Source organism: Spiroplasma endosymbiont of Polydrusus formosus (genome assembly GCF_964263245.1).
GTDB lineage: Bacteria > Bacillota_I > Bacilli_A > Mycoplasmatales > Mycoplasmataceae > Spiroplasma.
In genome coordinates, this window is sequence record NZ_OZ181656.1 from 564559 (window position 1) to 577974 (window position 13416).

11 protein-coding genes and 1 pseudogene are annotated in these 13416 nt (G+C 25.6%); 3 read left to right on the top strand and 9 right to left on the bottom strand.

Going from position 1 to position 13416, the window contains the following annotated elements:
- The first annotated feature begins 2028 nt into the window (after positions 1-2028).
- Positions 2029-2196, top strand: coding sequence for a hypothetical protein (locus tag ACE38S_RS03010; protein WP_374696330.1), 168 nt, complete (start codon positions 2029-2031; stop codon positions 2194-2196).
- Positions 2197-2322: 126 nt separating this feature from the next.
- Positions 2323-2688: an IS3 family transposase gene (locus tag ACE38S_RS03015; protein WP_374697119.1), complete on the top strand. Its 366-nt coding sequence runs from the start codon at positions 2323-2325 to the stop codon at positions 2686-2688.
- Positions 2689-3444: 756 nt separating this feature from the next.
- On the opposite strand, the gene tsaD is transcribed toward ACE38S_RS03015, so the two are convergent.
- From tsaD to ACE38S_RS03040, 5 genes are all read right to left on the bottom strand, one after another.
- A complete protein-coding gene (tsaD, locus tag ACE38S_RS03020) occupies positions 3445-4404 on the bottom strand; it encodes a tRNA (adenosine(37)-N6)-threonylcarbamoyltransferase complex transferase subunit TsaD (protein ID WP_374696331.1) in 960 nt (319 codons plus the stop codon).
- 137 nt (positions 4405-4541) lie between these two features.
- Positions 4542-4805, bottom strand: a complete 264-nt coding sequence (locus ACE38S_RS03025; protein ID WP_374696332.1) for an HPr family phosphocarrier protein — start codon at positions 4803-4805, stop codon at positions 4542-4544.
- Positions 4806-5831: 1026 nt separating this feature from the next.
- Positions 5832-8021: an ATP-dependent helicase gene (locus ACE38S_RS03030; RefSeq protein ID WP_374696333.1), complete on the bottom strand. Its 2190-nt coding sequence runs from the start codon at positions 8019-8021 to the stop codon at positions 5832-5834.
- A gap of 47 nt (positions 8022-8068) precedes the next feature.
- Positions 8069-8767, bottom strand: a complete 699-nt coding sequence (locus tag ACE38S_RS03035; RefSeq protein ID WP_374696334.1) for an RDD family protein — start codon at positions 8765-8767, stop codon at positions 8069-8071.
- A gap of 66 nt (positions 8768-8833) precedes the next feature.
- Entirely contained in the window at positions 8834-9805 is a 972-nt protein-coding gene (locus ACE38S_RS03040; protein ID WP_374696335.1) for a glycosyltransferase family 2 protein, read from the bottom strand.
- Between the two features lie 854 nt (positions 9806-10659).
- Here ACE38S_RS03040 and ACE38S_RS03045 point away from each other — a divergent pair.
- Positions 10660-10899, top strand: a complete 240-nt coding sequence (locus tag ACE38S_RS03045) for a hypothetical protein (protein WP_374696336.1) — start codon at positions 10660-10662, stop codon at positions 10897-10899.
- A gap of 49 nt (positions 10900-10948) precedes the next feature.
- On the opposite strand, the pseudogene ACE38S_RS03050 reads toward ACE38S_RS03045, so the two are convergent.
- The 4 genes and pseudogenes from ACE38S_RS03050 to ACE38S_RS03065 form a co-directional block, all read right to left on the bottom strand.
- Positions 10949-11152: pseudogene (locus tag ACE38S_RS03050) on the bottom strand (elongation factor 4); the annotation flags it as partial.
- Between the two features lie 109 nt (positions 11153-11261).
- The gene (gene map, locus ACE38S_RS03055) at positions 11262-12005 is read right to left on the bottom strand and encodes a type I methionyl aminopeptidase (protein ID WP_374696337.1); all 744 of its coding nucleotides are present in this window, start codon (positions 12003-12005) and stop codon (positions 11262-11264) included.
- A gap of 74 nt (positions 12006-12079) precedes the next feature.
- The gene (gene rplQ / locus ACE38S_RS03060) at positions 12080-12439 is read right to left on the bottom strand and encodes a 50S ribosomal protein L17 (protein WP_374696338.1); all 360 of its coding nucleotides are present in this window, start codon (positions 12437-12439) and stop codon (positions 12080-12082) included.
- 15 nt (positions 12440-12454) lie between these two features.
- Positions 12455-13408, bottom strand: a complete 954-nt coding sequence (locus ACE38S_RS03065) for a DNA-directed RNA polymerase subunit alpha (RefSeq protein ID WP_374696339.1) — start codon at positions 13406-13408, stop codon at positions 12455-12457.
- Positions 13409-13416 lie beyond the last annotated feature (8 nt).

The following is a 13416-nucleotide window of genomic DNA, read 5'->3' on the forward strand; positions in this document are numbered from 1 at the left end:
TTTTATTAATTAAATCATTGGTAAAATACATTCAAGATAATAACTTATTAAGATACTTTTCATGATCATTCGTCCGTTGGATTTGGGTTTAAATAATATGTGACCAATTTTCTAATTGAACGGATTTTGACATATCTTTTTAATAAATAACTGCAATAGTTACCTCTTTTCTTTAACAATTATCAATGTTTTATTAACCGCTTTATTATCGCCAAATAATGAATAAGCGATAATTAAATTATTTTCATTTTCATTTAGATTAAAATTATTAAAACAAAAACGATATAATTATAACGCTAATGTTTGCGATAAAGCATTTATTGAACCCATCCCAATGACAAAAATGCGAACACACCTTTTTAATCGAATTTTAATTGTTTGATTAATTATTTCGTTATCAATCACCGTATCTTTTTGATTAATAATATCAAAATAAGTTTTTTCATTATACTTTCCATATTTTCAAAATCTAATGATTTAATTTCAATATCCACAGCAATCAAAACTAAAATTATAATAACAATTAATTTGCATTTTTTGCAACAAACCATAAATTGCACTATAATCATTATTGACTTTTTATGTTAAAAATTAAATGTTAATTATTATTACTTCTTTCATATTTTTTAATATATTTAATAATTTATAATTGGTCGTATAAATAAAATTAGGGAAAAAATATAAAAGTTAGAAATTAATTAATGAAAAAGCAACACCACTTACATAAAAGTAATATTTTTTGTTTTTAACAAAAAATATTTGAAATAGTGAAAAGACAATATATTTTTAATTAGATCTAAGCATTTTCACTTCCTTGTTTTAGTTAATTTTAATAATATATTTATTAAATTAAGGTATTATCCTTCCGCTATTTCAAAACAATTTTAAAAACTTAATGGCACACTAGTTTTTTATATTATTTTAGTTAATTTAATATTTTGTTTAATAACTAACTGTTCTTTGAAAACTTAATAGTATTTTTAAGTGTGCCATTTTTTTTATTATTTTGCATATTTTTAATGTTCAAAAATTTATTTTTACTATATATTTAATATATTTATTTAAAATACAGAGATATAAAAAAATAAAAAAGAAAATATTAATATTTCTCTCACTCTCTCTCATAAATAATTAGTTAATAACAAAATTAATATATTTGTTAATAAATAAATTAAAGTAAAAGTAAGTAAAAAGTATTAATAATATATTTATTTCAATCTCTATCATAAACAAACAATATAAATATTAAATAGGTTCCAATAAGTTGGATCATATTTATGTGGACTTTCAAATAAAATATAATTATGAAGAAAGTAGGAATATAAAAATAGGGAAGAAATTCATCGATATATGAATTTAAAAAACAAATTGTTTTACTTTATCAAAATGGCAAAACAATTCTTGAAATTTTTAAATAATATAAGGTGTCAAAATCAACTATATATCAGTTAATTGAAAAATTTCATAATTCTGGATTTTTTAAAGCGAAAAATAATCACACTGTTGAAGAAAATGAACTTTGTGAGATTGCCTTGCGAAAATAATTAATATAATTATAAATGAAAAACAACCTTTTAAAGCAAGCAGTGCTGATAATTAATAAAAAAATAGAAATTATTAACAATAATAAAGAAAAATGTTCCATGCGAAAAATTGGTCAAATAGATCAAAATTAAAGATAGTAAAATCAACATATTACTATCAAATTAATAAATGTGGCTATGGTTGATGTTAATAATTATGAACAAAAAGTTATCAGCGCATTTAATGTTAATCGTAAAATTTATGGATCTTGTAAAATTAAAGCTTTTTAAATCAGAAAGATATTATCTTATCGCGAAGAAAAATTCACCAAATTATGATTAAAAATCAGTTAGTATCTAAATGCACCAAATTAAAATATTGTAATTATAAGTTGGTGGTTAATAACGTCGAAATGAGCAACGTTTTAAACTGTTAATTTAATAATTAATAATAACACACAACCCAATGAAGTTGTTGTTAGTGATTTAACATATGTTCAAGGTGGTGCTAAATTACATTATCTTTTGTTTATTAATTGACTTGTTTAATCGTGAAATAATTGGCTATAGTTCTCGAACAAATAAAACAATACAACTAGTGAAAGAAACCTTTTATTCAATTACAAGACCATTAAAACAAATTACGTTATTTCATACTAACTGGGGTAATTAATTTAAAAATAAAATCATTGATAATACCTTAAATACTTTTAACATCAAACGATCATTAAGCAATAAAGGCTGTCCTTATGATAATGTTATGTCTGAAACAACTTACAAAAGTTTTAAAACATAATTTATCAAGAGGCAAAAATTTATAAATTTAACCCAATTAAAATACAAATTATTTAACTTTGTGCATTGATATAACAATATTCGAATTCATGGTAGTTTAAATTATTTAATACCTGTTGAATTTAGAAAAACAACAGTCCATATAAAAAGTGTCATAAAAATGGTTGCTAATCCAGTAATTAAAAATAAAAAAGGATGTTTTGAAATGATAAATAAAACTGCTAATAAAAATGACAAAAATAATATTATTAATTTTATTGATAAAATTTCTAAATTAATTGATACTTATGATATTAATGAAGATACTAAAATATTAATATTAAGTGATGGTGAAAAACAAATTAAAAAAATTAATGAAAAAAATAATTAATTTGAAAAAATAGGATTAGATAAGTATCATTTAATTAAAAAATTTGAACATTTATTATCATATCGAAAGAGAAATAAAATGCAATAAATAAAATATAATGTAGCAAAACAATATTTTTATAATGGCAAATATGATGAAATATTAGATTTATTAAATTATCTCTTACCGATATATTATCGGAAACAAACGAAGCTATTTATTAAAAACAATTAAATATATTAAAAATAATGAAAAAGGTATTCGTGATTAAATTATTTATAATAATATTGGTTGTCATATAGAGGGTGATATTTCACATAAAGTAAAATGTGTTAAAGATAGATGAAGCAAAATATATAATAAAAGAACTTTTAATAATTTATTAACTGCTTCAATGATTAAAACTAATGGTGAAACTAATATGAAAAATAATAAAAAAATGAAAAATATTGTAATTAATAAAAATAATTTAGTTGAAGTTATTAAAGTTCAAATTTTAAGTATTTAGTTTTTAATTTATTACTTTTAAAAATGTAAATTAAATAAAAGATATTTTTTAGTGTGTAAAAATACTAAAAATGAAAAATATAAGAGATAAATATTGACAATAAAATAGTTTGATTTAAAACAAAAATATAAGTGAAATTCTTAAAGCGTTCTAATTTCTTAAATTTTATAAATTACCCTATAATTATTTATACGACCTTATATTAATTTTTTAGTAAAATTATTTAAATCGAATGTTTCTAATTTTTATAAAAATAATGTAATTTTTATCTAATCTCCTTCTTTTATGTTATTTTCCAGTATTTCTTGTGCTGCTAAACGAGCAATCATCGCAGCATTATCCGTACAATATTCTAATTCTGGAATAATTACCTTTAAATTTGTAGTTGCCAAATTTAAAATTGCTGTTCGTAATGCGCTATTGGCTGAAACCCCACCAACTAACGTAACCTTTTGGGGTTGAAAGTTTTTAATTGCTAATTTTGTTTTCCGCATAATAATATCAACACACGTTTTTTGAAATGTTGCACAAAAATTAGACAGTTTAATTTTAGTATTAAGTTGTTCTTTTACAATTAAATTAGCGACTGCTGATTTTAATCCACTAAAAGAGAAATTATAACTATTGTCATTTAATGGCAGCGGAAAGTGATATTGTCCTAACTCACCTGCTGATGCTAACTTATCAATAATCGGACCGCCGGGGTATCCTAAATCTAGCATCCGAGCAACCTTATCATAACATTCACCAATTGCATCATCCAATGTTGACCCTAAAATTTCAAAATCCAAATGTTTTTTCATTAATATTAACTGTGTATGGCCACCACTAACTAGAGCTGCTAAAAGAGGGAATAAGAAATCGTTATCGATTGCGCTAGCATAGATGTGACCATATAAATGGTTTAAAGGTAAAATTGGAATATTTAAATAATTAGCTAAAGTTTCAGCTATTATTTTCCCAATATGTAAAGCTCCAATTAAACCTGGTTTTGCTGTGTATGCGATGTATTGCAATTCTATTATCTTAATATTAGCTTTTTCCAAAGCTTCCGATAAGACATATGAAAAATTTTTTAAATGCAATCGCGAAGCAAGCTCAGGGACAACACCCCCATATTTCGTGTGTTCTTTAATTTGCGATGAAATAATATTTGCTAAAATTTTTCCATTTTTAAAAATAGCAACACTAGTTTCATCACAACTTGTTTCAATTGCAATAATTACCATTTCATACACCTCTTGAATATTATATAATAATTTTTGCCTAAAATAACAAGAAACCAACAATATCAAAAATATACAAAAATTGAAAAATAATAGATATATCTATTATTTTTCAATTTTTGTATATTTAATAAAATAACCTAAATAACATTGTTGTCCTTCATTGCTTTTTCAATTCCAACAATTGCCGCGTCTTCATCTTCACCAGTTGCAACGATTTCTACTTCTGCTCCTTGATGAATTCCTAATGCAATAATAGTCATAATTGATTTTAAATTACCAGTCTTTCCTCCTGATGAAATAGTAATATCTGACTGATGTTTGCCTGCTTCTCCGACAATTAATGCTGTTGGACGCGCATGCATTCCAACTGGATCAGCAATAACAGCTTTAAATGATGCCATTATTTTTCCTCCTTTAAAATATACTCATTCATTATATCAAAAAAAATAAAAATAAATATATTATATCTTAACAATTTTTTACATTTTTAAATAATAATTTCAACCATAATCTCTTATTGTGTTGTAGGGTAAATAAAGGGTCTGCTATTAAAAAGCGTTAATTAATTAATAAATCACTTAAAATTAACATTAATTGCTAGTTATAAATTTAAATAACTATTAATATTGATTGTATTAAAATTAACATCAATAATTTCCGCTGACATATTTTTTGAATTTTTAATTATAAAATAACTATCTTTATTTACACAAATGATAGTTTTAAGATTATTATCAATAATCAGATTTGTTAATTTTGTTAGATAAGTTTCAAAATTATTCACCACTAAGACAAAAAAATAATTGGAAGTTAAATTTAAAACATTGCTTTATTTAAAATAACCACGATATAATTATTTTAATTCATTCCCTAATGATAAATATAAAATATCTTTACTATGTTAGGCCACTTTCATTACTAACTAATACATATTATTTTTTCAAAATTAAAATATAAGTACGGCAGCTTTTGGTTTTGGTAGCTAAAAAGCATAATATTATCTTGTACTTCATATTAATCAAACAAATTTTTAACATCTTCATCATAACTATTAAAAATAATTATTTTTGCGGTTGATTGTTGGGCTAACATTTGTAGTTTAGTTGCCAATAGTGCTTCTATCATCATTAACCAAAATAAGTTTTTATTATAATATTATTACTAGTAAATTGGCTTGTTAAAAATTGAATAATATTAAAATTTTATGTTGTTATTTTATCAAAAATTAATAAATTTACATTAGCCCGACAATAATTATTTTTTAAGAGAAAATCATTTTGGTTTAAGATGGTCTTAATTATTTACTACATTTCAGTGCTAATTGAGTCTCCACTAAAATAACGTGAAATTTTTCCAACTCCACATCCTGCTATATTTTCTAATTATTTATATTTTTTAATTTTCATTAATTTTCCTGTTGTTATTTATTATAACTTTTTAATCGCTTGACTGTCCGCTGAAATAATTTTGACATTAAACGGACTTGAAAAAACAATTTGAACATTTTGAGTAATAATTTTAACAATAACCCCAATCCCAAATAATTCATGACTAACTATATCATCTACTTTTCACGGGTTAGGTTTAAAAGATATTTCAACATTTTTGTTAAGATTAAAAATTGTTCGGGCCTGTTTATCATTGTGGTTGTTATGAAAAATATTGCTTGGTTTTTCTTTCATTAATAACCTTTCACTATTGACTTTTTCATAAAAATCATCATTTAATTCTTTAATAAAACGCGATTCAAACCTTTCATTTCCGGTGACAAATGAATATCCATCAGCATAACTTAAAAACAACAATTCTTTTGTTCTTGTAATCGCAACATATAAGGCTCGGCGTTCTTCTTCTATCAGTTCATACCCCCCTTTGATGGCTTGTGTGGTTGGAAAAATTCCTTCATTTAATCCAACAATAAAAACAACTTTTTTCTCTAATCCTTTGGCGTTATGAATTGTCATTAAGGAAACAGTATTATCCGTTAAATTATCACTATCACTATCTGTTTGCAATGAAATCAGATGCAAAAATTCGCTTAATAATTCAACACCGTTTAAATTATTATTTTGATTATCAAATTTAGTAACTGAAGCAATTAATTCTAAAATATTTTCTTCGCGTTCTTCTTCAAAATTATCCCGTAAGCGTTTTAAATAACCTGTTTTATCTAAGAGCAAGGTTAAAAGACTTTCCACTGTTTTGACTGTTGGTAATTTAACAAGAGCAGTTAAAAACGCTGCTTGTAATTTAATTAAACTATGTTGTAATATTACTGATAACAAAGCAAATTTTTCAGTTAATAAGGTTGTAAACGTTATTTGCTGCTCTTTTAAAATTTGCATAATTTGTTCAATTGCTTTTGGGCCAATTTGGGGTGTCAATGATAAAACCCGTTCGATTGCTAACGGATCATTATTAATAATTATTTTTAAAAAAGCAAGGGCATCTTTTATTTCTTTTCGTTCATAAAACTTAAAAGATCCAAAAATAAGATATGAAATCCCGTAGTCCGCCAGAGAAATTTCTAAATCCCGTGATAAATAATTAGACCTATATAAAATTAAGAAATCATTATAATGATGATCTTCCGTTTTAATTAAATCCTTAATTTTCCGCGCAATAAAATCACTTTCATCACTACTATTAATCCCGTGATATAAAATTGGTAATTGCCCGGTTGCTTGAACAGTAAACAAATTCTTTTTAATCCGCTTTTTGCTATGTTCAATCAATTTGTTAGATAAAGATAGAATATTTTGTGTTGAACGATAATTTTGGTCTAACACAATAGTTTGAGTAGAACTAAAATACTTGTCAAAATTTAAAATTAAATCAATTTTTGCTCCACGTCATGAATAAATTGTTTGATCTGGATCCCCAACAACAGTAATATTATGGTTATCTCCAACTAATCATTTAATAATATCAAATTGTAATTCATTGGTATCTTGAAACTCATCAACTAAAAAATAATCAAATCGCTTTTGTCATTTTTGTAACACTTCTAAATTATTTTTAAATAATTTATGCGTTAATAAAATTAAATCATTAAAGTCAACACTATTTATTTCCCGCAAACGGTTTTCATAAAGTTGACAAACATCCGCTCATCGTTTTTCATCACCAACAGCTATAACTTTGACATTCAGCGGACTAATAAAATTATTTTTTCAATTAGAAATAAAGTTTTTAACTTTTTTTGCTTCTTGGGCATCATACTTAACATTAAATGTTTTATAAATATTACGTAAAATACTTTCTTGATCTGCCATGTCAATAATATTAAACTGGCGATCATAATTTAAATGAATAATATCTTCCCGTAAAATCCGCACACATAAGGCATGATAAGTTGCGATCATACAACGTTGTCCACTATCGCCAATTAAATCAACAATTCTTTTTTTCATTTCATTCGTTGCTTTGTTAGTGAATGTAACAGCGCAAATCCGTCTTGGTTCTAAATTAGAATAGCGGATTAAATATGCAATTTTATTAATAATAACCAGAGTTTTACCACTACCAGCTCCCGCAATAATCCGCACTGGGCCATTAATTGCTAAAACAGCTTCGCGTTGATTCGAATTTAAACTTTCAATAAATTCATTTGTCATAATATTTCTCTTCTCTTTCCCTATCTCTAAAACAATTATATTTTACCTTATAATTCATTAATTTCTTTTAAAATTTCATCCATAATATTCCCTGGTTGATTATCTGATAAATGAACATGTTTAGTTTTTCTTGTAATTAATTCTTTGATGGCTTTGGGGTGTTTTTTCACAACAGGTTTTCTCTTCACATTAAATAAATGAAAATGTTGATCAAATAAAATTTGATGATTAGGATTTAAGACTAAACCAAAGATTAATCCCAAATATCATAAAAAATAAATGGTTGTAACGATACGAATAATAATTAATGCGATTGAATTTTTATTACTTGTTCCAAACAGATTGCTTAAACTAACTTTAAAAATTAGATTTAAAGTTAAATTTGTCAGTAAAACAACAAATCATGGCAAAAAAATAATAAATAATTCACGGGTGAAAATAACGCCTAATTTTAATTTCGCGGCGTTCGTAACTAATTTAATTTGACAAAAAAACTTACCAATTGTCTTTCCATCTCAAAAATAAGGAATAATAACAAAATATAAGAAAAAAAACAAAAAGGTAATAATAATAATTACTATTGACGCTCAAATTGTTTGTTTTTGATCTCAATATTTCATGGTCAAAGTTAACGTTAAGGGAATTAAACTCGCTAAAATAATATCTAAAAAACGAACAAAAATAACCAACATTGGCCGGACTAATTGATGAATTTGATAGTCTTCCTTCTTATTATTTTTTATCATCGTCACAGATAAACCTTTCTTATCAACTTATGAACAATTTTTGTTATTTTATAATGTTTTCATAATTTATTTTGTGTTTTCCAATTTTCAATTTTTAATATATCCTTTAATATCCGCAACAATTTTTTTAAAATGGGGCTCTTTGATATCTTTAATATATTTATTTTTTAAAAAACTCTTATAACGACGCTTTAACTTATTCTCGGCACTATTAATAGCTTTAATTGACAATCTTTTATTTTTTTGTAAACTAACAATCCCTAAAAATGTTACTAAACAAAAGCGAAGAAAGGCATATTCTAATTCATCTTTATATTCCCGGTATAAGTTTAAATCACGATATAAATTAAAAATATAAATTCATTGTTTAATTAAATCAAAAACACTATAGGTAACAACGCATAAATCATAATCAACCAAAACATTTTTAATTGCTAAAAAACCACTCGTATAAACCAAGGCTTTATAAATAAAGTAAGCATCAGTACGGCGATAATCCAGTAAATTTACATTTTTTTGTAAAATAAGTTTACGCCGAAAAATCTTGTTAAAAATAGTACAATCAGTATACGCTAACACTTCCTTGTTTGTTTTGGGAGATAATAAAACATCACATTTATTAAAAATTTCACTTGTTTCTTTTGAATTAGAATAATTAATACGAAATTCAACCATATCAATTTTTTTATGTTTCACTTGATATGTTGCAACCTTTTTTTTTAAAATAGTACTCGCTGTTTTATTAATTGTTTGTCCTTCGTTAACAATCATGAAAAATTCCCCTTTGGCAGCAGCAATGGCGGTATTAATGCCATATGAAAAACCTTGACTGCGCAAATTTGTAATTACTTGGATTTGTTTCCCTAATTTATAGAAAAATTCATTAATAAATTCTAAGAGTGGTGATCTTTGTTGAAAACCACTATCTTCAACAATAATAATTTCATAATCATTACCGGTTTGTTCATTGATTGAAATTAAAGTCTTCATTAATTTTGTTTGATTATTTTGTGCTATGATCAGAAATGATAAAAACATAGTAATCCCCCTTCTCTTAATTGGGCACTTATAATCATTATAACATTTTAATTCTTTTTTAATACCTGAATTCTAAAATTAAATGGGACAGTTAAACAAATAAAAATATTGTGTTAAAATCCAAATTTAAAAAAGGATAAATAACACGGTGTATCAAAAAATCACAATAAAAAATTAATTTCAATTCAATAATATCAAAATTTTAATTATTAAATTAGAAAAACAGCTTATTGAAATAAATCAAAGTAAAAAAACTGTCCATATAATTTATAAAATGTTAGCTGCTGGTTAAAACCCAATTGAAATTTATGAAAATAGTAATAAAAACAAAAAAACCGGTTGCAAACAAAAAACATTAAATAAAATTTACCTCGAAATTATTAATTATTTAGTTAATTATTAACACTACTTCACCAGATATTATTACAAATATAATAAGAAATATTGACAAAAATTTTATCTGTTCAAATACCTTATATATAATATTTTTAACTTTTCTCGTTATAATTTTAATTAAAAAATTTATTAAGAAAAGGTAAACATAAACCACATAATAAAACAGAAAACCACAGAAAAGTTAATAATTGTCAAACAATTATTGAATGTAATATTGAATTTTCAAATATTAAAGCATGAATGTCTCTGGTCATCTGGAAAGAAATACTATAGTTGGTAAAAACCATAAAACAACAATTATAACCTTAACTAATATATGATCTAAAAAATCAATATAGCTAGTAACTAAATAATAGCAAAAGCAAAGATGTCATAGAAAGTATAATAAAATTTATTTTAAAAAAACCATCTGGCACAATAAAAATAATTACATTTGATCGTGATAAAGAATTTATTAGGTGAAAAAACTTGAAAATATTTATAAAATAAAAGTTTATTTTGCTGATGCTAATTGTTCTGGCCAAAGAGAATTAAACAAAAATAATAATGGAATTTTGATACGAAGTTTACCAAAATGAATAGATTTATTAATATTTTCTCAAGATTATTTAAATAAAATAGCATTGAAAATAAATTTAATACCAAGAAAATTATTAAATTATAAAAATTCATTGGATTTAATACAAAACATTCAATAACGTGTCCAAATATATTTACAATTTAGGTTTATAAAAAATTGCCAACCATATAATATTTTGCTAAAATATTTTTTCGCATTGCTTTAATATTTTCCCAAACAATCACATTATGATTAATTGATGCTTTAATTGGAACTTCAAAATTTTGGTGTGGAATAATTTATTTTAATTTAACACATAGTGCTTTTCCGCGCCCGTAAGCAAAATCACAGTTAACAACAATTGATAAAGCATCAATGATTTCATTGTTTAAATCGCATAATGTCTCCTTTTATTTTGGATATCAAACGCTATTGTTTTATCATACACAATAATTTCTTAATAAATTGAAAATTAATAAATTATTTGGTTTTAAAATTCGCTTAAGTTAGAACTTCCGAACCAGTTGGGGTAATTAAAATCGTGTGTTCAAAATGCGCACTACATAATCCAATCGCTGAAACTGGGGTTCAATTATCAGCTAACATTTTAATATCTTTTGTCCCGATTTGGACCATTGGTTCAATACAAATTGTCATTCCAGCTTGTAAACGCATACCCATTCCCACTGTTCCCACATTGGGAATCATTGGTTCTTCATGTAAGGCTAGACCAATACCGTGACCGGTAAATTCGGTTGGTAAGAAAAAAAAAACTCCTTCAACATATGTTTGAATTGTCGCTCCAATATCCCCGATCCGAACCCCTGGTTTTAAAATTTCAATCGCTTTTGTCAAGGCTTTTTCAGTTACTGTTAATAACTTCTGATGTTCAGCACTATGCGGTTTACCAACAATGACGGTAAAAGCACCATCGCTATGATACCCTTGATACGAACAACCTGCATCAACAGAAACAATATCCCCTGCCACAAACGGCTTATTATTCGGGATGCCGTGCACTAACACTTCGTTTAAAGATACACAAATCGCAGCCGGAAAACCATACAACCCCTTAAAATTAGGTTGACAATCATTTTCTAAAATAATTTCTTCCGCGCGTTGAGTTAACATTTCCCCTGTCATCCCTGGTTTAATCATTGCTCTTAATTCCTGATGAATTTGTTTCAATGTTGCACATGCTTTACGCATATAACTTATTTCCTGATCAGTTTTAATTGTAATCATCGTTAACTTCCTTTCAATTTTTATTTTATCAAATAAAAAAATAAAAACTAACAGTTGTTACCGTTAGTTTTTTGTTAAACTAATTCAATAATCACCATTGGAGCATTATCTCCTTTGCGATTATCTAGTTTTAAAATGCGGGTATAGCCACCATTCCGTGTTTTATATTTTTTGGCAATACCATTAAATAATTTTTGTAAAGCGGTTTCTTTTTCATTCGCATCAATATCACGTAAAAAACTAGCAGCACGACGACGAGCATGTAAATCTTGCCGTTTCCCTAAGGTTACTAATTTATCAACATGTTGACGTAACTTTTTAGCTCGTGTTTCTGTTACTTCTAATCGTTCATTAATAATTAACTCTGTTGCTAAATTACGTATTAAACCATTTCTTCACGCCGTATTTTTTCCTCTTTTTTGTTGGTATGACATCGTCTTTCACCTCTCTTAATCACGTCGAAATTGTAAACCTAATTTGATCACTTTTTCTTTAATTTCTGTTAATGATTTTTTTCCTAAATTTCTAATATCTTGAATTTCATCTTCTGATTTAAAAACTAAATCGCGTAAGGTATCAATTTTTGCTCTTTTTAAGCAATTTTGTGAACGTTGCGTAAAATCTAACTCATCAATGCTACGATCTAATTCATCTTCTTCATCATCTACTTCAGATGAAATAATTTGTGTTACTTTAATTGATTCGTTTAAGTTAACAAAGAATTCTAAATGCTCAGTAATAACTTTTGCAGCTATTGCAACGGCATTAACAGGCGTAATTGAACTATCTGTTTGAATTTCTAATTCTAATTTTTCTAAATCAGCGTTTTTTCCAACTTTAGTTGGTTCAACATTATATATAACACGTTGAATTGGACAATAATTTGAATCAATTACAATTAAGTCCGCATATTTTTTCTCTTTTTTATTATCCGTAAATGATTTATAACCTCGGGAATTGCGAGCGTGCAGTTCTAATTCTAACTCCCCACCTTTAGCAATAGTTGCTAATAATAAATCACCGTTAATAACTTCTACCCCTGTTGACACAACTAAATCTTTAGCGTAAATTTCGCCTTCTTTTGTCGAAACAACTTTTAAGATTACTGATTCACCATCAGGAATAATATTTTGATTAATTTTTAATACTAAGTTTTTAACATTTAAAATTATTTTTGTAACATGTTCAACAACACCGGGAATAGCGGTAAATTCATGCAAGGCACCTTTAATTCGAACAGCAAAAACAGCGGCTCCTGGTGTTGCTGATAATAATGTGCGTCGTAACGCATTTCCTAATGTCACACCAAATCCTCGTTCTAACGGTTCAACTAAAAATTTTCCGTAATTATTTGCTTTATCTTCTACCTGTAATTTAAATTCTGGTCTAATAAATTGTTTCATCGCCTAAT